The 22,442-nt window shown below is 71.4% G+C and carries 27 protein-coding genes; 13 read left to right on the top strand and 14 right to left on the bottom strand.

The features are described 5' to 3' along the window. Positions 1-4 precede the first annotated feature (4 nt). On the top strand, positions 5-253 hold the full coding sequence (locus tag F0U44_RS06790) for a hypothetical protein (RefSeq protein WP_149727420.1): 249 nt from the start codon (positions 5-7) through the stop codon (positions 251-253). 33 nt (positions 254-286) lie between these two features. Beyond that, positions 287-1,477, top strand: coding sequence for an ATP-binding protein (locus F0U44_RS06785; RefSeq protein ID WP_149727419.1), 1,191 nt, complete (start codon positions 287-289; stop codon positions 1,475-1,477). Here F0U44_RS06785 and F0U44_RS06780 read toward each other — a convergent pair whose 3' ends face one another. Beyond that, positions 1,478-2,830 carry a CoA transferase gene (locus F0U44_RS06780; protein WP_149727418.1) on the bottom strand — a complete coding sequence of 451 codons (1,353 nt, stop codon included), beginning with the start codon at positions 2,828-2,830 and terminating at the stop codon, positions 1,478-1,480. An 86-nt stretch (positions 2,831-2,916) separates the two neighbouring features. Between F0U44_RS06780 and F0U44_RS06775 the strand changes: the two genes are divergently transcribed. Continuing rightward, on the top strand, positions 2,917-3,258 hold the full coding sequence (locus F0U44_RS06775) for a DUF2784 domain-containing protein (protein ID WP_149727417.1): 342 nt from the start codon (positions 2,917-2,919) through the stop codon (positions 3,256-3,258). On the opposite strand, the gene F0U44_RS06770 is transcribed toward F0U44_RS06775, so the two are convergent. Further along, positions 3,224-4,009, bottom strand: a complete 786-nt coding sequence (locus F0U44_RS06770; protein ID WP_246160331.1) for a putative protein N(5)-glutamine methyltransferase — start codon at positions 4,007-4,009, stop codon at positions 3,224-3,226. The two genes, F0U44_RS06775 and F0U44_RS06770, sit on opposite strands and share 35 nt — an antisense overlap. 23 nt (positions 4,010-4,032) lie before the next feature. Beyond that, positions 4,033-4,278, bottom strand: a complete 246-nt coding sequence (locus F0U44_RS06765) for a PspC domain-containing protein (RefSeq protein WP_149727416.1) — start codon at positions 4,276-4,278, stop codon at positions 4,033-4,035. Between the two features lie 81 nt (positions 4,279-4,359). On the opposite strand from F0U44_RS06765, the gene F0U44_RS06760 reads away from it, so the two are divergent. After that, positions 4,360-5,157 carry a glycerophosphodiester phosphodiesterase family protein gene (locus tag F0U44_RS06760; protein ID WP_188113357.1) on the top strand — a complete coding sequence of 266 codons (798 nt, stop codon included), beginning with the start codon at positions 4,360-4,362 and terminating at the stop codon, positions 5,155-5,157. 9 nt (positions 5,158-5,166) lie between these two features. Continuing rightward, positions 5,167-6,108, top strand: a complete 942-nt coding sequence (locus F0U44_RS06755) for a DUF5926 family protein (RefSeq protein ID WP_149727414.1) — start codon at positions 5,167-5,169, stop codon at positions 6,106-6,108. A 30-nt stretch (positions 6,109-6,138) separates the two neighbouring features. On the opposite strand, the gene F0U44_RS06750 is transcribed toward F0U44_RS06755, so the two are convergent. From F0U44_RS06750 to F0U44_RS06730, 5 genes are all read right to left on the bottom strand, one after another. Next, a complete protein-coding gene (locus F0U44_RS06750; RefSeq protein ID WP_149727413.1) occupies positions 6,139-7,176 on the bottom strand; it encodes an adenylate/guanylate cyclase domain-containing protein in 1,038 nt (345 codons plus the stop codon). Between the two features lie 7 nt (positions 7,177-7,183). Beyond that, complete coding sequence (locus tag F0U44_RS06745; RefSeq protein WP_149727412.1) at positions 7,184-7,552, bottom strand: Crp/Fnr family transcriptional regulator; 369 nt, start codon at positions 7,550-7,552, stop codon at positions 7,184-7,186. A gap of 108 nt (positions 7,553-7,660) precedes the next feature. After that, complete coding sequence (locus tag F0U44_RS06740) at positions 7,661-8,902, bottom strand: arginine deiminase (protein WP_149727411.1); 1,242 nt, start codon at positions 8,900-8,902, stop codon at positions 7,661-7,663. 93 nt (positions 8,903-8,995) lie between these two features. Then, a complete protein-coding gene (locus tag F0U44_RS06735; protein ID WP_188113356.1) occupies positions 8,996-9,976 on the bottom strand; it encodes a hypothetical protein in 981 nt (326 codons plus the stop codon). 108 nt (positions 9,977-10,084) lie between these two features. Beyond that, entirely contained in the window at positions 10,085-10,915 is an 831-nt protein-coding gene (locus F0U44_RS06730) for a prephenate dehydratase (RefSeq protein ID WP_149727410.1), read from the bottom strand. A gap of 33 nt (positions 10,916-10,948) precedes the next feature. On the opposite strand from F0U44_RS06730, the gene F0U44_RS06725 reads away from it, so the two are divergent. After that, complete coding sequence (locus F0U44_RS06725; protein ID WP_149727409.1) at positions 10,949-11,329, top strand: DUF4446 family protein; 381 nt, start codon at positions 10,949-10,951, stop codon at positions 11,327-11,329. 3 nt (positions 11,330-11,332) lie between these two features. Here the strand turns inward: F0U44_RS06725 and F0U44_RS06720 are convergent, their stop codons facing one another. Continuing rightward, positions 11,333-12,910 carry a bifunctional phosphatase PAP2/diacylglycerol kinase family protein gene (locus F0U44_RS06720; protein ID WP_149727408.1) on the bottom strand — a complete coding sequence of 526 codons (1,578 nt, stop codon included), beginning with the start codon at positions 12,908-12,910 and terminating at the stop codon, positions 11,333-11,335. Between the two features lie 39 nt (positions 12,911-12,949). On the opposite strand from F0U44_RS06720, the gene F0U44_RS06715 reads away from it, so the two are divergent. From F0U44_RS06715 to F0U44_RS06700, 4 genes are read left to right on the top strand one after another with little or no spacing between them, the layout of a single operon-like run. Next, positions 12,950-13,954: an aldo/keto reductase gene (locus tag F0U44_RS06715; RefSeq protein WP_246160330.1), complete on the top strand. Its 1,005-nt coding sequence runs from the start codon at positions 12,950-12,952 to the stop codon at positions 13,952-13,954. A 49-nt stretch (positions 13,955-14,003) separates the two neighbouring features. Continuing rightward, on the top strand, positions 14,004-15,284 hold the full coding sequence (gene serS / locus F0U44_RS06710; RefSeq protein WP_149727407.1) for a serine--tRNA ligase: 1,281 nt from the start codon (positions 14,004-14,006) through the stop codon (positions 15,282-15,284). Between the two features lie 8 nt (positions 15,285-15,292). Continuing rightward, positions 15,293-16,156 carry an HAD family hydrolase gene (locus tag F0U44_RS06705; protein ID WP_149727406.1) on the top strand — a complete coding sequence of 288 codons (864 nt, stop codon included), beginning with the start codon at positions 15,293-15,295 and terminating at the stop codon, positions 16,154-16,156. A 26-nt stretch (positions 16,157-16,182) separates the two neighbouring features. Continuing rightward, positions 16,183-16,884, top strand: a complete 702-nt coding sequence (locus tag F0U44_RS06700) for a hypothetical protein (protein WP_149727405.1) — start codon at positions 16,183-16,185, stop codon at positions 16,882-16,884. 57 nt (positions 16,885-16,941) lie between these two features. Here F0U44_RS06700 and F0U44_RS06695 read toward each other — a convergent pair whose 3' ends face one another. The 4 genes from F0U44_RS06695 to mobA all read right to left on the bottom strand — a co-directional run bounded on the left by F0U44_RS06695 (position 16,942) and on the right by mobA (position 19,576). Further along, positions 16,942-17,538, bottom strand: a complete 597-nt coding sequence (locus F0U44_RS06695) for a bacterial proteasome activator family protein (protein ID WP_149727404.1) — start codon at positions 17,536-17,538, stop codon at positions 16,942-16,944. A gap of 14 nt (positions 17,539-17,552) precedes the next feature. Continuing rightward, positions 17,553-18,530 carry an NAD(P)H-quinone oxidoreductase gene (locus F0U44_RS06690; RefSeq protein ID WP_149727403.1) on the bottom strand — a complete coding sequence of 326 codons (978 nt, stop codon included), beginning with the start codon at positions 18,528-18,530 and terminating at the stop codon, positions 17,553-17,555. 31 nt (positions 18,531-18,561) lie between these two features. Further along, positions 18,562-18,939: a DUF6457 domain-containing protein gene (locus F0U44_RS06685; RefSeq protein ID WP_149727402.1), complete on the bottom strand. Its 378-nt coding sequence runs from the start codon at positions 18,937-18,939 to the stop codon at positions 18,562-18,564. Positions 18,940-19,000: 61 nt separating this feature from the next. Continuing rightward, positions 19,001-19,576, bottom strand: coding sequence for a molybdenum cofactor guanylyltransferase (gene mobA, locus F0U44_RS06680; protein ID WP_246160329.1), 576 nt, complete (start codon positions 19,574-19,576; stop codon positions 19,001-19,003). Positions 19,577-19,639: 63 nt separating this feature from the next. Between mobA and F0U44_RS06675 the strand changes: the two genes are divergently transcribed. The 3 genes from F0U44_RS06675 (at position 19,640) to F0U44_RS06665 (ending at position 21,806) form a co-directional block, all read left to right on the top strand. Then, positions 19,640-20,425: a carbon-nitrogen hydrolase family protein gene (locus F0U44_RS06675; protein WP_246160328.1), complete on the top strand. Its 786-nt coding sequence runs from the start codon at positions 19,640-19,642 to the stop codon at positions 20,423-20,425. Positions 20,426-20,436: 11 nt separating this feature from the next. Further along, positions 20,437-21,504, top strand: a complete 1,068-nt coding sequence (locus F0U44_RS06670; RefSeq protein WP_188113355.1) for a hypothetical protein — start codon at positions 20,437-20,439, stop codon at positions 21,502-21,504. Positions 21,505-21,581: 77 nt separating this feature from the next. Then, complete coding sequence (locus F0U44_RS06665; RefSeq protein WP_149727401.1) at positions 21,582-21,806, top strand: biotin/lipoyl-binding carrier protein; 225 nt, start codon at positions 21,582-21,584, stop codon at positions 21,804-21,806. A 17-nt stretch (positions 21,807-21,823) separates the two neighbouring features. Here F0U44_RS06665 and F0U44_RS06660 read toward each other — a convergent pair whose 3' ends face one another. Then, entirely contained in the window at positions 21,824-22,435 is a 612-nt protein-coding gene (locus F0U44_RS06660) for a TetR/AcrR family transcriptional regulator (RefSeq protein WP_188113354.1), read from the bottom strand. Positions 22,436-22,442 lie beyond the last annotated feature (7 nt).

Here is a 22,442-nt window from a genome sequence, read left to right as displayed (position 1 = left end):
GGCGATGGCCGCCGTACGTCCTCTGCCACGGACGGGCTCCGTCTTCCTCGACGCCCGTGGCGACCAGCGTGCCCTCCGGGTGAGCTGGCACGACGAGGCCGACCTGATGGTCGTCTCGATCTGGCGCGAGAACGTCTGTGCCGCGACCTTCCGGCTCGCCGCCGACGACGTGCCCGACCTCATCGACAGCCTGGTCGACGCGATGCGGCAGCGCGGGGCGAGCCAGTCGATGCGACACGCTAACGCGGTCTAAGGATCTGGCTAGACACCTCGATACGGTCCGATCGTGGACCCGATCCGTAACCCCTACGCGCCCGGCGCCGGCCAGCGCCCGCCCGAGCTCGCCGGTCGCGACGAGCAGCTGGCGGCCTTCGACGTGGTGCTCGAGCGGGTGTCGCGCGGCCGCCCCGAGCGGTCGCTGGTCCTGACCGGGCTCCGCGGCGTCGGCAAGACCGTGCTGCTCAACGCCCTGCGCTCCGCGGCCGTCCGCAAGGGATGGGGCACGGGCAAGCTCGAGGCCCGCCCGGACCAGTCGCTGCGCCGCCCGCTGTCCAGCGCCCTCCACCAGGCGGTGCGCGAGCTGGGCCACCCCAACGCCGACGAGGTCGACCACGTCCTCGGCGTCATCCGCTCCTTCGCCGAGCGCGACGCGGGTGCTGACGCCAAGCTCAAGGACAAGTGGAGCCCCGGCATCGCCACCGCGGCGGTGCGCGGTCGCGCCGACTCCGGCGACATCGAGATCGACCTCGTCGAGCTGCTCTCCGACGTCGGCGGGCTCGCGGCCGACAAGGGTCTCGGCATCGGCGTCTTCATCGACGAGATGCAGGACCTCGGCCCCGACGACATCTCCGCACTCTGCGCCGCCTGCCACGAGCTCAGCCAGAGCGGGCTCCCGGTCATCGTCGTCGGAGCCGGCCTGCCGCACCTGCCGGCCGTGCTCTCGGCGTCGAAGTCCTACTCCGAGCGGCTCTTCTCCTACCAGCGCATCGACCGGCTCAGCCGCGAGTCAGCCGACCGGGCGCTCGCCGCGCCGGCTGCCGAGGAGGACGCCGAGTTCGAGGAGGCCGCGCTGGCGGCGATGTACGACGCCACGGGCGGCTACCCCTACTTCATCCAGGCCTACGGCAAGGCGGTGTGGGACCTCGCGCCGCGAGCGCCGATCACGGCCGACGACGTCGCGGTCGCTGCCCCCGAGGCGGAGCGCGAGCTCGCGGTGGGGTTCTTCGGCTCGCGCTACGACCGCGCGACGCCGGGGGAGCGCGACTACCTGCGCGCAATGGCCGACGCGGACTCCGGGCTCGATCCCGTCGGAGCGGTGGCGACGTCGGACGTCGCCCTGGTGCTCGGCAAGAAGCCGCAGTCGCTCTCTCCGGCGCGCGACAGCCTGCTGAAGAAGGGCCTGATCTACTCCGGCGAGCGGGGCCGGATCGCCTTCACCGTGCCCCACTTCGGGCGTTACCTCCGCACCCAGGGCTAGTCAGCGCCAGCGCGGGTCGTAGCGGCCGAGCGGGCCGGCGGGGATCCGCAGGTCGGGGCTGACGCCGCTGATGTAGCCGGGGACGGGCGTCGAGAGAAGGCGCCCCCACGCGCTCGAGCGGGTCACCAGTGCGGGCAGCGACGGCTCCGCGGTGACGCCGGGGTCGGGCGTGCGGTGCTCGGAGAGTAGGTGGGCGGTGGCGGCCAGCGCGGTCGAGACGATGCCCGCCTGCCGCGACGCGAGCAGCCGCAGGATGCCGGCCGCCAGCAGGTAGCCGGTCGCGTGGTCGAGGCCCTGCACGGGAAGCGCCGACGGCTCGTCGCTGCCCGACCGCTCGGTCTCGGTCACGGCGAGACCGGAGCTCATCTGGACCAGGCTGTCGAAGCCGTGCCGGCGACCCCACGGTCCCTTGGTGCCGTAGGCGCTGATCCGGCCGATGACCAGGTGGGGGAACTGCTCCACGAGGCGGTCGTGGCCGAGCCCGAGCCGGTCGAGCGCTCCGGGGCGCAGGCCGTGGACGAGCACGTGGGCGTCCTCGAGGAGGGAGAAGAGCTGCCCGCGCCCGGCCTCGGTGGAGATGTCGAGCACCGCGCAGCGCTTGCCCTCGGTGGTCAGCGGCAGCAGTGCGCCGACCTCGTCGAAGCCCGGTGGGTCGATGCGCAGCACGTCAGCGCCGTAGCCGGCGAGGAACCGGGTGCACATGGGCCCGGCGATCACCCGGGTGATGTCGACGACGCGCAGCCCGCCGAGGCGCAGGTTGGGTCGCGGCTCGAAGGTGGTGGGGGCGCCGGTCGCACGGATCTCGACCGTCGGCATGCCGGCGGCGACCAGCCCCGCCGGGTGCTGGATCCACTCCTCGCCGGTGCGCATCATCGCGGCACACCCGTCAGCATCGACGACAGCCTGCTCGAGCTCCTCGCCCTTGCGCTGGCGTACGGCGGCGGCGACCTGGAAGCGGTTGGCCTCCTCGGGCAGGCCGAGCGCGGCGAGCGCTGCTTCGCGGTGGTAGCTGTAGTTGGTGTGCAGGCGGATCCAGCCGTCGGCCGTGCGGTAGTTGCCCGCGATGGCGTCCCACGCGGGTGGCAGGTCCCAGCCCAGCGGGGTCAGTCGGCGCTCGGACAGGAACGACGAGCAGGCATCGAGGCTGTTGACCCGCACCAACGGGGGACTGCTCTGCGGGGCGATCGCGTCGGCGACGCCGAGGGTCGCGGCCGCGACCGAGGCGACGGCGAGGCCGGTCACGTCGTAGGAGGAGGGCAGGACGGTGCGCGGCCCGGTGAGCTCGAGCCGGTCGAACGACTGCGGCGAGCCACCGATCCGGTGCCAGATGTGCCGTGCCAGCGTCTCGCTCACGTCTCTCCCTCCGTCGACCATGATGCACGGTCGCCGTGGGACCTGCATTCTTCCTATCGGCTACGCCGACCTAGACTTCAGAGATCATGCATCGAGTCGTGGCGTTGGGGGCGCTGGTCACGCACCTGGTGTTCGTCGCCTTCACGGTGCTCGGCGGTTTTCTCGCCTGCCTGGTCCCGTGGGTGCTCCTGCCGCACGTCGGAGCGGCGATGTGGGGCAGCCGGATGGCTGCGACCGACGCCGTGTGCCCGCTGTCGCGCCTGGAGGACTGGGGCCGGACCGGAGCCGGACGTCCGCGCCTCCACGAGCGGGGCTTCATCGCGCATTACTTCGAGGGCCGGGTCTACCCCGCCCGGTGGTCGCGCCGCGTCGAGGTCGCGGTCGGCAGCCTCGTCATCGGCTCGTGGCTGGCGTTCGCCACCCGCTGACCACCGTCGCGCCGCGCTCCTCGTCGTGGTGCACCTCGGGCGCGAGCCCGGCCTCCGCGAACGCCGCGGCCGCCACGTCGGCCTGACCCTCGCTCGTCTCCACGAGCACCCGGCCGCTCGGCACGAGCCAGTGCGGGGCCCGGGCTGCCAGTCGTCGTACGACGTCGAGGCCATCGGCACCGCCGTCGACCGTGCCGCGCGGCTCGTGGTCGCGCGACTCCGCGGGCATGGTCGCGATGGCGTCGGTGGGGACGTAGGGGACGTTGGCAACGAGTACGTCGACCCGGCCGCGGAGGTCCGCGGGGAGGGCGGCGTCGAGGTCGCCCACCTGAGCAGTGCCGAGGCCGGCGAGGTTGCGCTGCGCGCACGCCACGGCGACCGGGTCGATGTCGGCCGCGTGCAGCGTGATGCCGGGGTGGCGCCTCGCGAGCGCCAGCCCGAGCGCGCCCGACCCGCAGCACAGGTCGACGACGACACCGCCGGCCGGGACCCACGAGGAGGCCAGCTCGACGAGGAACGCCGTCCGCTGGCGCGGGATGAACACGCCCGGGTCGAGCGCGACGCGTACGCCGTCGAAGTCGGCCCAGCCGAGCAGGTGCTCGAGCGGCTCACCGGCGATGCGACGTCGCACGAGGTCCTCGAGTGCGGCGCCGGAGGCGGCCGCTGCGAGCAGTGCCGCTTCGTCCTCGGCGAAGACGCAACCGGCTCCGCGGAGCCGGATCACCAGCTCCATCGACACGCCGTCAGCCACCCGCGCGACCCTACAGCGGTCGCTCACTGCCAGTCGTTCACCGGCATCAGGATCCAGGCGGCGAGGTAGACGATGAGCGGCGAACCGAAGCCCAGCACGGTCGCCGCGACCAGGAAGATCCGGATCAGGTTGGCGTCCCAGCCGGTGTAGTCGGCGAACCCGCCGCAGACGCCCGAGACCACGCGGTCCTGCCGGCTGCGAGCGAGCAGGGTGTGCGCCTGCGGGGCGGACGGCGGCGGTGGCGCCGGGTAGGTCTCGGAGTTGCTCATGCATCCAGAGTGGCGCGACGCGCGCGTCCGGACATCGGGGATCGACCCTGACCATTCCCTGACCTGGTGCATCATGCACGCATGCGGCCACAGGTCGTCGCCCACCGCGGCGCGAGTCACGAGATCGCCGAGCACACCCTCGGGGCCTACCTCGAGGCGCTCGACGCCGGAGCCGAGGCACTCGAGTGCGACGTCCGGCTGACTGCCGACGGACACCTGGTCTGCGTGCACGACCGCGACCTGCGTCGTACGGCGAGCATCCGCGGCCTGGTCTCCACGATGGACCTCGCCGAGCTCAACGAGCTCGACTTCGCCGCCTGGAAGAACCCCTGGGCCGACCTCGACGACGAGGCGCCCGACCGGGACGAGGCGCTGGACCGCGTGCTCACCCTGCGCAAGCTCCTCGAGACCGTCGCCGACTACGACCGCCGGGTCGAGGTCGCGATCGAGACCAAGCACCCGACCCGCTTCGGCGGGCTCGTCGAGAAGCGGCTGGTCGAGATGCTGCGTGAGTTCGGCTGGCACACCGCCGGCGCTCCGGTCCGGGTGATGAGCTTCTCCTTCACCGCGCTGCAGCGGGTCGAGCGGCTGGCACCCGACGTGCAGCTGGTGCAGCTCGTCGAGAAGCCGACCCACTGGCCGATGCTGCGGCGCGTCGTCGGCCCCGACACGATCATGGGTCCCGGCATCGCGATGCTCCGCGACCACCCCAAGGTGATCGAGAGCATGGCGCGCCAGGACCGGCAGATCCACGTGTGGACGGTCAACAACGAGGCCGACCTTGATCTATGTCTCAAGCTCGGTGTGAGGGCCGTGATCACCGACCGTCCCGCCTTCATCCTCGACCTGCTCGACCAGCGCGAAGAGGCCGCCGGATAGGTTCCGGGCATGGCCAAGAAGAACCGCTCCAAGGGACGCGCCACCGAAAGCACCGATTCCGGCGAGGTCGGCCCCCGCCAGCCCTGCCCGTGCGGCTCCGGCAAGCGCTACAAGGCGTGCCACGGCGCGCCCGGTGGCGGCGACGTCTTCGTGAAGCGTCCCTTCGAGGGCATGGCCTCCGAGTGCGACCTGGTCGCGCTGCGCGAGCTCGTGCCCGCAGCGTCGGCAGTGCTTCCCCTCACGGGTGAGTACGCCGACCGCGCCGTCCGCGTCTGCACCCTGCTCCCGATGGCTGCGCCGGCCATGGTGCGGGAGAGCGGCGAGGTCTGGCTGGGCCTCCAGGTGCAGCACGCCTTCGGCGACCCGTCGCGCGACCTCGCGGCGGTGCTGCTCGCGGCGCTCGACGCCGAGCCGGGCACCCCGATGGTCGGCCTGACCGAGGCACCGGGCAACGGCCCGCGCCTGCAGGACCTCGTCGCCGACGGTCCGCTGACGATCGAGATGCACGAGGGCTTCGACTTCTGGGTCGCCGACATGGAGGACTCGCCCGAGCTCGCCGCGGCGCTCGAGGAGGCCCACGGCGCCACGGCGCCGACCGCGCGCCTGGCGTCGGTGCCGGCGGCCTATTGGACCCACCTCGGCGACAAGGAGTTCCTCCGCTGGGTGCTCCCGGAGCAGGAGGACGACCTGCTCGACGCGTTCGCCCGCCTCCACGTCGCGGGTGAGGACAAGGTCATCGACGACGCCCGTCTGATCGGCATGTTCCGCGCCCACGGCGTGGTCGTCCCGGTCTGGGAGGTCCCGGTCGGCACCGGGGTCGAGGGGGTCGAGGACGGCGCGGCCGCCCTGCGCACCAAGCTCGACGCGGCGCTCGCCGACGACACCGACCTCACCACCGAGGAGCGCTCCGCGCGCGCCGGGCTGGCCAACCGTCAGGTCACCATCCGCTGATCCGGTATCGGATGAATCAGATACCGGCGACTACGCAGGTGAGAGGGCCCAGGCCTTCAGCCGTGAGTAGCCCTTGACCGACACCCGGCGCAGCCGCCGGAAGCGGTAGGGGGAGTCGTCCGAGCGGGGCGAGCTGTCCTCGTCGTCTCCGCTGAGACCGGTGAGGGCGGCGTACATCCCTTGGTCGACGAGCACCGTGCCCGGGCGCGCGATGCTGGTCAGCCGCGCGGCGATGTTGACCACCGGGCCGAACACGTCGCCGAGGCGAGTGACGACCTCGCCGTGGGCGACCCCGGCCCGCACATCGGGGAACGGGTCGTCGGGATCGGCGCCGCGTCGGGTGAGCTCGACGGCGATCGCCGCGGCGTCGGCCGCGCTGTCGGCCACGATGAGGAGCTCGTCGCCGATGTTCTTGATGATGCGGCCGTTGTGCTCGACCACGATGTCGAGGGAGGCGGTCTCGAACGCCTCGAGCCACGCCACCAGCTCGCGGTCCGACAGCGTGCGCGACCGCGACGTGTAGCCGACGATGTCGACGAAGCAGACCGCCAGCTCGCTGCCGCCCGCCTCGGCACCGACGTCGGCCAGCAGCCGCGCGGACGCGTTGACGAGGTGGCGGCGCCACACGAAGCTCTGCAGCGCCTCGACCTTGGGGATCACCTGGTCGGCGAGGTCGAGCAGGTCGTCGGGCTCGGTGATCCCGGCCTCGGTGGCGATGTCGGCCAGGAGGCCGACCTGCCACTCGGCGAGCCGGGCGAAGCTGCGACCCCAGGTGCGGATCAGCGCTTCCTGACGTTCCTCGGACAACACACCGAGGTCGATGAGGTCGCGGGTCATCCCGTAGGCGCGGACGTCACCGGTGGTGAAGGCGCGTTCGTCGGGATCGGCCTGGGCGAAGCCGAGCAGGCGACGGATCTTCTGGGCGACCTCGAGCGGCAGACCTGCCTGCTCGGCCACCTCGGCCTGCGTCAGCGCAGGCCGCTCGAGGAGCAGACGCTCCTCGAGGTCCGCGAGGTCACCCGAGCCGGTCGCCCCTGCGGGGTCGACCGGCGTCTCGGGTGAGCTCACGCAGCTATCAGGGGTTGACGCGGGACTGGGCGACCTCGACGAGAGCCTGGTGGAAGCTCGGCATCTCCTTGTCGAGCTGGATCAGCGTCTCGTCGGTGAGGTGGATGGTGTCGAGCGGCGTCAGCGCGACGATCGTCGCGGTGCGCAGCGAGTGCCCCATGATCGCGGCCTCGCCGACGATGTCGCCGGCGCCGAGCTGGGCGATCTCCTCGCCGTCGCGGCGCACCGAGACCGTGCCGTCGAGGATGATGTAGGCCTTGTCGGCCGGGGTGTCCTTCCAGATCGGGGACCAGCCCTCAGGAAGGTGCACGCGCCGCCCCAGGCCGCTGATCTTTGCGACCTCTTTCGGAGTGAAGTGCTCGAAGAACGTTGCCATGCTGACCCTTTCGGTGCGGTCTCCCCATGAGCGCGGCAACCCGCGCTGGTTGGACTTTATCCGCAACGCGGCGTCAGGGACATGAGTTGCGTGCCACGAGATGAGCAACTAGTCCGCGAGCGGGTCGCGCGCGATCGGGCAGCTCATGCAGCGCGGACCCCCGCGACCGGACCCCAGCTCGGATCCGGCGATGCGGATGACCTCGATGCCGGCGGCCTCGAGACGGCTGTTGGTGCCGTCGTTGCGCTCGTAGGCGACGGCGAGTCGCGGGGCCAGGGCGAGTGTGTTGTTGCCGTCGTCCCACTGCTCGCGCTCGGCCTCGACCGGGTCGAGGCCGGTGTCGATCTGGTGCAGCGTGTCGAGCTGCATTGCCTTCGCTGCTGCGACGAGGAAGGGCTCGGGCGGGGCGACGTCGAGCTCGAGCTCGCCGGGATCGGTGTCGGGTCGCCGCGTCACGGACCACGCGGTCAGCGAGTGCGCGACGTTGGGATACATGACGACCTTGTCGACGTCGACCATCGTGCAGACGGTGTCGAGGTGCATCGTGGCGCGCTCCTGCGCGATCGGTACGGCGAGCACCGTCTCCGCGAGCCCGGTCTCGAAGACCTGGCGGGCGAAGCGCTCGGCACCGGCGGGCGTCGTACGTTCGCCGACACCGACGGCGATGACCCCCGGCGACAGCAGCAGTACGTCGCCACCCTCCACGTGCTCGAAGTGGTGGCCCAGGATCCGCGGGCTGGCCGCGAAGCGCGGATGGCGCCCGTAGATCAGCTCGGTCAGCTGGGTCTCGCGCTTGCGCGCGGGCATCGCGAGCGAGGTGATGGCGACGCGGTCGCGCACCCAGACCGACGAGTCGCGCGTGAACAGCAGGTTGGGGAGCGGGTCGACGAGGAAGTCGTCGAACGCCAGCAGGCTCGTGACAAGGCCGAAGCCGCCGCGCACCTCGTCGTTGCGGATGCCCGAGGTCAGGTAGACCGTCAGCTCCTCGGGCGTGGCGTCGCCGAGGAAGCCGCGCAGGTAGACCCGGAGGGTCTCGCCGAGGTCGAGGTCGGTCAGCGCCGTCTCGATCGCGATGTGGCGGGCGTCGGCGTCAGCGAGGGTCTCGGTCAGCAGTTCGGTCAGGTAGAGCACCTCGACACCGCGGCCGCGGAGCGCGTCGGCGAAGGCATCGTGCTCCTCCTGTGCCCGGGCCACCCACGGCACGCCGTCGAAGAGCAGTCGGTCGTTGTTGCGCGGCGTCAGCCGCTGCAGCTCGGTGCCCGGCCGGTGCAGCATCACCGTGCGCAGGCGCCCGACCTCGCTGTCGACACCGGGGGTCTGTGCGCCGGGGGTCTGCGCGTTGTCGGTCATGGCGGGCACCCTAACGGATTGTCAGACAATCTTGGAGTTCGCTGGTGTGGCCAGTCTGCCCGACGGGAGTGGAGGGAGTTGAGTGAACCTGGTTCACGCAACTCCCTCCACACGGGCCCGAAGCCCGGGCGGGCAGTCAGCACACAGCTGGAACCGTCCGCGCCAACCACGCATCATCAGCAGCTCGACGAGCTTGAGACCCGTCCAGCATGCGCGCTCGAAGACCTGGCCGTGTCCGACCCGGATCGAGTGCTCGCGCTCGAGCGCTGCGTCGAGGTCGCGCTCGAGATCCCGGTCGCGCGCGGCCGTGCTGTCATGGTTGAGCCGCCCGTCCAGCTCGACGACCTGGGTCCAGCCGGGACCCCGGTAGACCACGTCCCGAAGGCCGCGTCGAGCGGCCGCGGGGGCGGGATCCTGGCGATCCCCGCGGGGCAGGCCGTGTGCCCGCTCCACGTGGGTGAGGTAGCGGTGCTCGAGCACAGAGCACGTCCCCTGCGCGACATCCTCGAGGACCTGCTCCAGCCACCTTCGCCGGTGGAGTCGCGGGATCAGGTCCATCCGCGAGCGAAGGCGGGCCGCCGTCGTACGTCTCCCGCCGCAGGCGTCGGCCAGTACGGCGATCGCGTCGAGTTCGCGTCGGGCGCGGTCGGCCAGGTCGAGGACCGTGTCGTCGTAGTGCATGCGGGGCGGGGAGAGGTTCCAGAGCACCTGGTCGTCGAACCGGCGGCTCTGCCGAACGCGTACTCCTGCCCGAGGAGTCGGGTGGCGTCCGTGCGCCACCATCACCTCGATCACGTCCGAGTTGCCGGGGCGCTGTCGCCCCGGGCCCTCGTGGGCGCGGATCGCCGACCAGCCGTCGAGCGCCGCCGGCCAGCAGGCGAGGACGGCCGCCCAAGCCGATTGGCGCCACGTCAGGCTGCCGGTGTGGTTGACGTAGACCCCGCGGTGGACCGCCACCCACGCACGTCGCCGTAGGAGGCGGGCCACCTCGACCTCGGTCAGCCCGGCCTCGATGGCCTGGTGCCGGGCGATGACACCGTCTTGGAGCTGGAGCACGCGCTCGATCTCGGGCATGCCGGGCAACTCTGTGCCAGGCAGACCGGATCACCAAGCCAGGTGAGTGCGCCTGTGGATGAGGCGTGGAGCGGATTCCGTGAACCAGGTTCACGAAACTCCCTCCGATCAGCCCCGGAAGGGATCCGCGGGGTAGACGCCCAGGATCTTGATGTCGGTGGTGAAGAAGGCCAGCTCCTCCAGCGCCCGCTTGAGGTCGGCGTCGTCGGGGTGGCCGTCGACCTCGGCGAGGAACTGGGTCGCGGCGAACTCCCCGCCGACCATGTAGCTCTCGAGCTTGGTCATGTTGATGTTGTTGGTGGCGAAGCCGCCGAGCGCCTTGTAGAGCGCGGCGGGCAGGTTGCGCACGTTGAAGACGAAGCTGGTCACGATCGGACCGTTGTCGCGCGGGGCGGCGACGAAGTCGCGGGAGAGTACGACGAAGCGCGTGGTGTTGTGGTCCTCGTCCTCGACGTCGTTGCGGAGGATCTCGAGACCGTAGATCTCGGCGGCGAGCGGCGGGGCGATCGCGGCCTGGCTCGGGTCGGCGGCCTCGGCCACCTCACGGGCGGCTCCCGCGGTGTCGCCGGAGATGAGGGGGGTGAGGCCGAGCTCGCGGATCACCTTGCGGCACTGACCCAGCGCGTGCACGTGGCTGTGGACCGTGCGGATCGTGTCGACCGAGGCGCCGGGCACGGCCATCAGTGAGAACTCGATGCGCATGAAGTGCTCGGCCACGATGTGCAGGTCGGACTCGGGCAGGAAGTGGTGGATGTCGGACACCCGCCCGGCGATCGAGTTGTCGATCGGGATCATCGCCAGGTCGGCGTCACCACCGGTCACGGCCGCGAAGACGTCCTCGAACGATGCGCAGGGCACAGCCTCCCAGTCCGGGTAGTGCTGCTTGCACACGTTGTGGGAGTTCGCGCCAGGTTCCCCCTGGTAGGCGATGCGAGCCATTGCAGCAGGGTAGTGGGACCTACGATGCGGGTCATGCTCGCCTGGGTCGCCTTCCTCCTCGCCCTTGCCGCCTTCGCCCTGGCCCTGGTGATCTGGCTGCGGATCCGGCCGACGGCCGATCGGGACCTGCCGGCCGACGTACTCGGCCTCCGCAAGGAGGTCGCCGCGCTGCGCAAGGAGGCGGCCGGGGCGCTGCGCCACCTCGCGGTGGTGCGCTACGACGCGTTCGAGGAGATGGGCGGACGGCTGTCGTGGTCGCTGGCGCTGCTCGACGACGGCGGCGACGGCGTCGTGCTCACCTCGATCCGCGGACGCAACGAGGCCCGGACCTACGCCAAGAGCGTCTCAGCGTGGCGCAGCGACCAGGACCTGTCGCCCGAGGAGACCGAGGCGATCTCCCACGCGCGGCCGTAGCGGCTACCGCGGCACGCGGACCAGCAGGCGGCCGTGGATGCACTCCATGTGCAGCTCGCGGCCCGGCGCGATCAGGTCGCCGTCGAGCTGGCGCGGCACCTCCTGCGAGGCGCGGACGACGACGCTGCGGCCAGTGAACCGGGCGACCGACTCGCCGGCCTTCTCCTCGCGCCGGCTCAGGACCCGCACGAACAGCGGGATCCAGCTGAGGAACCGCCGCGGATAGAGGAGTACGACGTCGAGCTGGCCGTCGTCGATCGCAGCATCGGGGATCAGGACCATGCCGCCCTGCAGGCTGCCGACGTTGCCGACGACGCAGGTGCGGGCGCGGTGCTTGGTGAACTCGCCGCCGTCGATCGACACCTCGAGGCGCATCGTCGGGAACATCAGCGCCTTGAGGGCGGAGAGCACGTAGGCGATCCAGCCGACCTTCTTCTTGATCTCCTCGTTGACGCCTTCCATGATCGCGGCGTCGAAGCCCATGCCGGCCATGACGAGGAAGTGGGAGTCCTCCAGCTCGTCGCCGGTCACCTTCACCATGTCGATCGCACGGTCCTGGCCGTTGAGCGCGATGTCGATCGCGGCCCGGATGAAGAGCGGGAGGTCGAGGTTGCGCGCCAGCAGGTTGCCGGTGCCGGCCGGGACGATGCCGACCGGGATGCCGGTGCCGGCGAGCTCGGCGCACACCTCGCGCACCGTGCCGTCACCGCCGCAGACGATGACCAGGTCGGCGCCGTCGACGGAGGCCTGCTCGGCCTGGCCGGTGCCGGAGTCCTCGACGGTGGTGAAGTACCACCGCGGCTCCTTCCACCCCGAGTCCTGCGCCATCTGGTTGACGATCGCCTGGAACTGCTCGACGTCCTCGACCTTGATCGGGTTGAGCACGACCGCGAGGTCGTTGGTCGAGCCGGCCGCCTGCGGGAGGGGGATCGCCTTGAGGGCGATGCTGCGGGGGAGGGGGCTGTAGAGCGCGACGCCTAGGAGCACGAGGCCGACGCCGAGCAGGATCCCGCCGATCAGGTCGGTCCAGTAGTGCCGTCCGAGGAGGATCCGGTCGGCGCAGACGACCAGCACGAGGAGCACCACCCCGACGGCCACGAGGCGGCGGATGGTGGCGCGGCGCACCAGCATGAAGGCGAGCACGAGGGTCATGCCGGCCAGGGCGCTCATGAAGGAGGCGTGGCCCGAGGGGTAGGCGCCGTTGTCGAGCTGCCACAGCTCGTCCTGCCACATCGGCCGCTCGCGAGCGACCAGCCACTTCACGCCGTACGTCGACGCGATGGTCGCGGCCATGACCGCCACCGTGAGCACCGCTGCCCGGCGGTGCGTCTTGACCCACATGACCGCGGCGAGGGTGAGCGCGAGCACGCTGGTGCCGACCAGGCCGAAGGCCTTCTCGACTCCGCGAAGGACGTCGGTCAGCGGCTGCTTGTCGTCAGCCCACTCCTGGAACCGGCGGCCGGTGCCGTCGAAGTCCACCAGCCAGGCCCAGTCCTGGGACACCGCGAACGCCAGCCCTGTGAAGAGCAGGAGGCACACGACGGCGAGGGAGAGCGGGGTCTGACGAGGGCGGTCCAGCACTGCGGCAGGTTATCCGTTCGGGCTATTACCGTTGTATCCGTGACCACGGATCCGCACCCGCCCCTGCGCCTTCCCCTCCGTCGGTTGGGCCAGTCCGGCCTCGCTGTCTCCGCGGTGGGCCTGGGGTGCAACAACCTGGGACGTTCGGGCACGGCGTCGGAGTCGCAGGAGGGCGCGGACCGGGTGGTCGCAGCGGCGATCGACGCGGGGATCACCTTCTTCGACGTCGCCGACACCTACGGCGCGCGCCCGGGTCTCGCCGAGGAACGACTCGGGGCCGCGCTGGGCAGTCAGCGTGACCAGGTCATCGTGGCCACCAAGTTCGGCATGGACGCCAGCGGGGCCAACGGACCTGACGACGGCGTCCGCGGCGGGCGCCGCTACATCGTGGCCTCGGTGGAGGCGTCGTTGCGGCGGCTCGGCACGGACTGGATCGACCTCTACCAGTTCCACACGCCCGACGTCGGCACCCCGATCGACGAGACCCTGAGTGCGCTCGACGACCTCGTGCGGGCCGGCAAGGTCCGCTACGTCGGCCACTCCAACCGCGCGGGCTGGCAGATCGCCGAGGCCGAATTCGTCGCCCGCGAGCTCGGCTGCGAGCGGTTCATCAGCAGCCAGAGCCAGTACAACCTCATCGACCGTCGGGCCGAGCTCGAGGTGGTGCCGGCCTGCAACGCCTACGGACTGGGACTGCTCCCCTACTTCCCGCTGGCCAACGGCCTGCTGACCGGCAAGTACGCCGACGGCACCGCCCCCGCGGGCAGCCGACTCTCGCGCACGCGTCAGCACCTGCTCGAGACCGCGATGTCGCCCCAGCTCAAGCGCTACCGGGAGTTCGCGGCGGGCCGCGGGGTCAGCGAGGTCACCGTGGCGATCGGATGGTTGTTGGCCCAGTCCCCGGTCGCGAGCGTGATCGCCGGAGCGACCCGGCCCGAGCAGGTCGTGTCCAACGCCGCGGCCGCCACCTGGGTGCCGACTCTGGCGGATCTGGCTGAGCTGGACGAGATCTTCCCGTCCCCGGAGCCGATAGCTCCCTTCTAGGCGGCAATTGGATTGTCGGCTCGTCGGGGCGTCCCGATAGCCTCGGGGCATGATCGACCCGCGCATCCTCCGCGACGAGCCCGACCGCGTCCGTGCCGCCCAGGCCAAGCGCGGGCTGTCCGCCGACGTGGTTGATCGTGGACTCGCCGCCGACACCGCTCGCCGGGCCGCCATCGCGACCTTCGAGGCGAAGCGGGCCGAGCAGAAGTCGCTCGGTGCGCTGATCCCGAAGGCCTCGCCGGAGGAGAAGCAGCAGCTCCTCGCGCAGACCAAGACACTGGCCGCCGAGGTCAAGGACGCGGAGGCCGCGCGCGCGACCGCGGAGGACGAGTGGACCGAGGTCCTCAAGTCGATCCCCAACCTCGCGGCCGAGGAGACCCCGCCTGGCGGCGAGGACGACTTCGTCGTCATCGAGCACGTCGGCACGCCCCGCGACTTCGCCGCGGAGGGCTTCGAGCCTCGCGACCACATCGAGCTCGGCCAGCTCCTCGGGGCGATCGACCTCGAGCGAGGGGCCAAGGTCAGCGGCAGCCGCTTCTACTTCCTCACCGGCATCGGCGCCCAGCTCGAGCTGGCACTGGTCAACATGGCGATGGACCAGGCGCGCGCCGCCGGTTTCACCCAGGTCATCGCTCCCTCGTTGGTGCGCCCCCGTGCCATGGAGGGCACCGGCTTCCTCGGGCAGGCGGCCGACGACGTCTACCGGATCGAGGGCGAGGACCTCTACCTCGTCGGCACCTCGGAAGTGCCGATGGCGGCCTACCACTCTGACGAGATCCTTGACGAGGCGTCGCTGCCCAAGCGCTACGCGGCCTTCAGCCCGTGCTTCCGCAAGGAGGCCGGCTCGCACGGCAAGGACACCAAGGGCATCATCCGGGTGCACTGGTTCGACAAGGTCGAGATGTTCGTCTGCACGACGCTCGAGGAGTCCTTCGCCGAGCACGAGCGCCTCCTCGGCTGGGAGAAGGAGTTCCTCGACAAGCTCGAGCTCGCCTACCGCGTGATCGACGTGGCGGCCGGTGACCTCGGGCTGTCGGCGATCCGCAAGTTCGACTGCGAGGCGTGGATCCCGACCCAGGGGAAGTACCGCGAGCTCACCTCGACCTCCAACTGCACCGAGTTCCAGGCCCGCCGCCTCGACATCCGCAGCCGCGCCGAAGGCCCCGACAGCAGGGTGCGTCCGGTCGCGACGCTCAACGGCACGCTGACCGCGATCACGCGGACCATCGTCGCGATCCTCGAGACCCACCAACAGGCAGACGGGTCGGTGCGGGTGCCCACGGCGCTCCAGCCCTACCTCGGTGGCCTCGAGCTGATCAAGCCGGTCTGAGCAGACCGATGGTTGAGGTGCGAGCGCAGCGAGCCTCGAAACCCGAGGGGTGGCAGCCCCAGCTGGTCGCGCTCGACATCGACGGCACCCTGCTCAAGTGGGTGGTCGGTCAGGGCACCACGCACGAGGTGGTCCCCGACCGGGTCCGTGACGCGGTGCAGCGGGTCCTGGCGGCCGGGTGCCACGTCGTACTGGCCTCGGGCCGGGCGCCCCACGGCATGACGGCGATCGCCGACCAGCTCGGTCTGCGTGACCCGCTCGACCCCGACGGCCGGCTCTGGATCGTCGCCTCCAACGGCTCGGTCATCGTGCGCCACCCTCCGATGGAGATCGTGCACGAGGAGACGTTCGACGCTGCGCCGGCGGTCCACGCCGTGTTGGAGCGTCATCCCGACGCGCTCGTCGCGATCGAGGAGCGCGGCGTCGGCTACCGCGTCTCGGCGCCCTTCCCCGAGGGCGAGCTCGGCGGTGAGCTGATCGTGACCCACCTCGACGACCTCGTGTCCGCGCCGGTCAGCCGCGTGATCATCCGCGACCCGCAGGCGACCGCCGACGACTTCGTCGCGATGGCCGCCCAGCTCGGCCTCCACGGCACCGACTACGTCGTCGGCTGGACCGCATGGCTCGACCTCGCCCCGGTCGGGGTGTCGAAGGCGTCGGGCCTGGCTTACGTCGCTGAGCGGCTCGGCATCGGCCCCGACGACGTACTGGCGATCGGCGACGGTCGCAACGACATCGAGATGATCACGTGGGCCGGACGGGGCGTGGCGATGGGCCAGGCGGTCCCGGAGGTGCAGGACGCCGCGGATGCGGTGGCCGCCCCGGTCGACGAGGACGGTGCTGCGACCGAGCTGGACCTTTGGTTCGGATGATGGCCCCCACGTCCTACGCTGGTGGGGTGATCGCGATCCGGACGACCTTCGCCCAGCTGATGGCCGGGCTGGTCGCGGGGTTGTTGGTCGCGCTCGGGTGCTCGCTGGTGCCCGGAGCTGCCACCGCGGCGCCCGCTGCCGCAGCGATCGACTGCGAGGACCTCGACCTCGCCAACACAACCGCGGTCGTCGAGAAGGCCGACGCGGTGAGTGACGTCTTCGCCGGCAAGGTGCGTTCGGCCAAGGCGGTGACCGCGATCGGCGGCGGCGCCGGTCGGGCTGGCCAGGAGGACAAGCCGCGGCAGCCGAGCGACTGGGAGCACGCGGTCCAGGTCACCGCTTCCTTCCGCACCGAGCTTCAGCCCGGCGACCAGGTGCCGGTCTTCACCACCCCGCTGGCCACCGATGGACTCGGCAAGCTCGAGATCGGTGCGACCTACCTCTTCTTCGTCACGACCGAGGCGGGCATGGACCACTACGACGCCGAGCCGTGCTCCGGCACGATGCCGCTGCGCGGTGGGCTCAGCGCCCAGCAGCAGAGCGCGCTCGAGGACGCGCTCGGTGACGCCTCCGGCGGTGTGATGCCCGAGGTCGAGCTCAGCGCCCCGTCCGACGGCACGCGTTCGATCCCGGAGTGGAGCCGGTTGGCTGCCCCGGGCGCCGCGGTGACGCTCATCGGCGTCCTCGGTCTGATGCTGCTGTCGCGGGTCGGCTCGCGCCGGGCCTGACGAGGCCTTGGTTTCGAGGCTCGGCGCTAGCGCGCCTCGCACCTCAACCAGCGGGGGCTAGAGGTACAGACCGCCGGGGCTGCGGCCCTCGTCGCCCGCCGGGTCGCCCGCCTGATCGCCACCCGGCGCCATGCCGGGCCCGCCCTCGGGGTGCATGCCCTGCGGGAGCGCGCGCCGGATCTGCTCGAACTGCGCGCGGGCGGCCATCTGCTGGGCGTAGATCGCCGTCTGGATGCCGTGGAAGAGGCCTTCGAGCCAGCCGACCAGCTGGGCTTGGGCGATTCGCAGCTCCGCGTCGGACGGCGTGCTGTCGTTGCTGAAGGGGAGCGAGAGCCGCTCGAGCTCCTCGACCAGTTCGGGAGCCAGGCCGGCCTCGAGCTCCTTGATCGATGCCTCGTGGATGTCGCGGAGACGCTGACGGCTCGCGTCGTCGAGAGGCGCGGCCTTCACCTCCTCGAGGAGCTGCCGGATCATGCTGCCGATCCGCATCACCTTCGCCGGCTGCTCGACGAGGTCGGTCAGCCCGCTCGCGCTCTCCTCGTCGGCCTCGGCAGCGGCGTCGGCAACGGCGCTCGCCGGGACGGACGCGACCGGTTGGCCGTCGGGGCCGATCACGACGATCTGCTGCTCCTGGGCGTCGGGTGACTCGCTCATGCGGGCCAGCCTAGTCAGGGAGTGAGCAAGACCTTGCCGGCGTGGCGGCTGCCCTCGACTATCCGGTGCGCCTCGCTGGCATCGGCGAGGGGCAGGACGGTGTGGACGATCGGCTTCACCTTGCCGTCAGCCACGAGCGGCCACACGTGCTCGACGACCGACGCGCAGATCGCCGCCTTGCCGTCGGCGGGCCGGGAGCGGAGGGCGGTGGCGATGACGGCGCCGCGCTTGCCGAGGAGGGTGGCGATGTTGAGCTCGGCCTTCGCGCCGCCCTGCATGCCGATGATGACGAGGCGACCCTCGTCGGCAAGGACGTCGACGTTGCGGTCGAGGTACTTCGCGCCCATGTTGTCGAGCACGACGTCGGCGCCGTGGCCGTCGGTGTGGGAGCGGACGACCTCGACGAAGTCCTCGTCGCGGTAATTGATCGCCAGCTCGGCGCCGAGCGAGCGGCACAGCTCGACCTTCTCGGCGGTGCCGGCGGTGGTGAACACCCGAGCGCCCGCCGCGGCGGCGAGCTGGATGGCGAAGGTGCCGATGCCTCCGCCTCCGCCGTGGACGAGGAACACGTCGCGCGGCTGCAGGCGGGCGATCATGAAGACGTTGGACCAGACGGTGCACGCCACCTCGGGCAGCGCCGCCGCCGACACGAGGTCGACACCGGCGGGCAACGGCATGACCTGACCGGCAGGTACGGCGACCTTGCTCGCGTAGCCGCCACCGGCGAGCAGCGCGCATACCTCCGCACCCACCTCGAGGCCGGTGACGCCGTCGCCGACCGCGGCGATGGTGCCGCTGCACTCGAGACCGATCACGTCGGAAGCGCCGGGCGGCGGCGGGTAGAACCCCATCCGCTGCAGCAGGTCGGCCCGGTTGACCGCAGTCGCGGCCACGTCGATCACGACCTCGCCCGGACCCGGCTCGGGATCAGGCAGCTCGCTGACGATCAGGACCTCAGGTCCACCGGGCTCGGTCGTGGTGACGGCGCGCATGGCTCCATCCTGCCCGGTTCACCCCTGGGAGTCAGACGAGGAGGTCTTCCTCCGCGTCGGCCTCCTCGAGGTCGTCGGCTTCCTCGACCTCGTCGATCTCGTCGAGGTGACGCAGGTCTTCGTCGACCTCGAGGTCCGCTTCGGTGTCGGCGACCTCACCGGTGTCGCCGGCGGGGCGGTCCCAGGACTCGGCCAATGCCTGCACCTTGGCCGCCATCCGCTCGACCGCGTCGGGCCCGGCTTCGCGGGCGCCGGCAGCGACACCGAGCAGGAAAGCCGTCACTGGCCCGGCCGTCGGGTGCACGTTGTCGTGCGCCACCTCGGCGAGGTCCCCCAGCAAGGCCTCGTCGGCCTCGCTCTCAACATCGAGGAGGTCGCACAGCTCATCGATCCAGTCGTGGAGGTTCACCTGTCCAGAGTGACTTTTCGATGCCGCTCTGACAAGACTTGATTTGGGGGCGTTGTGGTGATCAGTCGTCGGCGAGATCGCGCAGGTCGGTCCACGTGTCGATGTCGCGGTGCTCGCGAGCCAGCGCCTCGACGACGACGAGGTCGAGCTGGTCGAGCATCGGCCAGAGCGCGTGACCGTGCGCCGACTCCCGATCGGGCCGCACCCGGTCCAGCGCGTCGCTCGCGACGATGAAGGCCAACTGGCGGCGACCCTCCGGGTCGGCGAGCACGGCGCCGTCGTGGCCGACGGCGGCGTCCTGCATCCGGCGCAGGGTCGATGCCGTCAGGAACGGCATGTCCACGGCGAGTACGGCGAGCGTGGGGAACTGGCGCAGCAACACGTCGCGCCCGGTCAGCAGACCCGCCACCGGTCCGCCGTACTGCGGGTCCTCGACGACGAAGGTCACGGGCCGGTCGGTAGGGACGCTCTGGCCGACGACGACCACCTCGCTCGCGTCGATGACGGCGTCGAGGGTGTGCTCGAGGAGGGTGCGGCCGCGCATCTCGATCGAGGCCTTGTCGGCGCCGCCGAGTCGGGTCGCCTGGCCTCCGGCGAGGATGATCGCGGCGAAGCTGGTCAGTCCTGGCTCGATCACCCTTCGAGTGTCGCAAACCCCGGATGGGTGTCGACGGCGCGTCCCGTCGGGGACACTGGGGATGTGAGCAACGTCGCCGACCCAGCGGTCCGCCTGCGCCTGGCGCTGGTCCAAGCGGCGTCGGGGCTCGAGCCCGCCGACAACCGGGCTGCGCTCGACCGGCTGGCGCCGACCGGCCACGACCTGGTGATCTTCCCCGAGGCGTTCGCCCGCGACTTCGGGGACGCCGGGTCGGACGTCAGTGGCTACGCGGAGGAGCTCGACGGGCCGTTCGCCGCCGAGGTCGCTCGGGTCGCTGACGACCGGGGCGGTGCCGTCGTGGCCGGGATGTTCGAGCGCAGCGACGACCCGGAGCGGCCTTTCAACACCCTGGTCCTGCGGGGGAGTGCGGAGGCGTCCTACCGCAAGGTCCACCTCTACGACTCGTTCGGCTATCGCGAGTCCGACCGCCTCACCGCCGGCCCGATCCAACCCACCGTCGTCGACGTCGCCGGGTGGCGGGTCGGGCTGATGACCTGTTACGACCTGCGTTTCCCCGAACTGGCCCGCCGCCTGGTCGACGCCGGCGCCGAGCTCATCGTGGTGCCGGCGGCCTGGGTCGCGGGGGAGCGGAAGGTGCACCACTGGCGCACGCTCGTGACGGCCCGCGCCATCGAGAACACCGTCTTCGTCGCGGCCGTCGGGCAGCCAGGTCCGCGCTACACCGGTCACTCGATGGTGGTCGACCCGCTGGGTGACGTCCTGGTCGAGGCCGGCGACGACCCGACCGAGCTGGCGGTCGAGATCGAGCGGGAGACGCTCGACGCGGCGCGCCGTACCAACCCGTCCCTGGCCAACCGCCGCTTGTAGGGTTGCCGGTCGTGTCCCGTCACGCCACTCGCGCGGCTCGCCCCACCCGCGTCAACGCGGGGCCTGCGCTCGCCGCGGTCTCCTCGATGCAGCAGCGCGTCGAGGGTTTTGCAGCGTCGCGCTGGCCGCTGGTCGGCTGGGTGGGCCTGGTCCTCCTGAGCACGGCGCTGCTCGTGTGCGCGATGGTGCCGACCGGGCCCGACTGGTTCGGGATCACCGGGTCGATCGTCGTGGGCGGCGCCTTCGCGTGGGCGCTCGCCGCCCGGACGGGTGGGCGGCCGGTGATCTTCGGGTCGTTGGCCGTCGCGATGGGCCTGTTGGCCGCCTGGCTCGACCAGGACCTCGTCTCCACCGGTGCTGCGGTGCTGACCACGGTCGTCGCAGCCGTCCTCGGCGTCATGGGGACCGTGCCCGCGAAGACCTTCGCCGCCGCGGTGCGGGAGTGCGTCTACGGCATGGGCATCGCCGGCGTCGGTGCGATGGCCGCCGTCGGCTTCGAGCCGGCGATCGACGTGACCCGGTTCGAATACCTCGGGCTCGGGCTGGCCCTCATCAGCGCCGAGATCCTCGTCTTCCGCCTCGGCGCGGGACTGCACGGCCTCGGGCGCCGCGGGGTGCTCGTCGTCGCGATCGGCGCCGGGATCCTGCTCGCGACGCTCCTCTACGCCGAGCTGCTGCGCCGCTACGGATCGACCGGGCTGGTCGACTGGCTGCTCGAGCGGGTCGACTGGAGCCGCGATCACCTCGGCGCGTTCCCCCGGCCGATCGTCGCCGTGCTGGGCGTGCCGGCCCTCGCCTATGGCGCCCACATGCGGGCCCGGCGCCGCCAGGGCTGGTGGGTCTGCGCGTTCGGAGTCGCGGCCACCTCTCCCGTCGCCACGTCGCTCGGCAACCCTGCCGTCGATCTCAGTGAGGTCGTGCTGTCGGCGGTCTACGGGCTGCTCGTGGGCCTGGTGCTGGCCTTCGTCGTGATCCGCCTCGACCTCGCCCTGACCGGCAACGGGGGGCGTCGTAGCCGGGTGGCCGAGCAGGCCGCCGCCTCGCGCCCGGAGCCACGGCGTACGGCGGCGCTCCTCTGAAGCTCCCCTGATGTTCGGGGTGTGATCCTCCCGACGCGATGCCGCGGTACCGGGAAGTAACCCGTAGCGTCACCGTCATGCGCAGTCGGTCTTCAGAGATCAGAGCCGAGATGGTGGCCAACGTCTTGCAGGTCGACGTTGCGGTCGGCGACACCGTCGCAGCCGGCGACACGGTGCTCCTGCTGGAGTCGATGAAGATGGAGATCCCGGTGATCGTCGAGGTCGGCGGGGTTGTGCAGCAGATCAAGGTCGCCGCGGGCGACGTCGTCCAGGAGGGCGACCTGCTGGTCGAGCTGGCCTGACCGCCAGCTGTGCTGCTCTAGCGCGGGCGACCGCGTAGCAGGACCGCCCGCGCGTGCGGCCAGACGTCGCTGTCCTTCGGGTCGATGACGGCCGCGACGCCGACGATGCCGCGCATCGTCGCGACGCTGACCTTCACCCAGTTGTCGAACTCGGGGTGGTCGGCGATCTCAGGGAGCAGGAGCTTGCCGAGCCCGATCGCGGCACCCTCCGCCTCGTCGTGGAGGCGGCCGATGCCTTCCGCTGCGTCGGGGTCGGTGCGGGCCACGGTGAGCAGCTCCTGGACGGCGAGGTTGACCGGCAGGCAGTGCACGTCCCAGAGCCGGTCGAGGAGGAACTCGATGCGCTCGGCCTCCTCCGTCGGCAGCTCCCACGTGGTGGCGAGAGTGGCCTGCTCCTCCAGGATCGAGCCGAGAGCGGCTTCGACCAGCGCCCTCTTGGTCGGGTAGTAGTGCTGCTGAGCCCCCTGGCTGACCCCGGCGCGCTGCGCGACGGAGCGGGTCGTCGTACCGCTCCAGCCGTCTTCGACGAGGCTCTCGATCGTCGCCGCGATCAGCTGCGCCTGCGTCGTCTGGCGACGCTCGGCCTGGCTGCGGCGGGTCTTCGGGGCTTCCGGCGGGGCACTGCTCACACCGCTG

It is taken from the genome of Nocardioides humilatus, assembly GCF_008373755.1.
Taxonomy (GTDB): Bacteria; Actinomycetota; Actinomycetes; order Propionibacteriales; family Nocardioidaceae; genus Nocardioides; species Nocardioides humilatus.
Note: the sequence above shows the minus strand (reverse complement) of the source record. Positions and strands in the feature narration are given on the sequence as shown.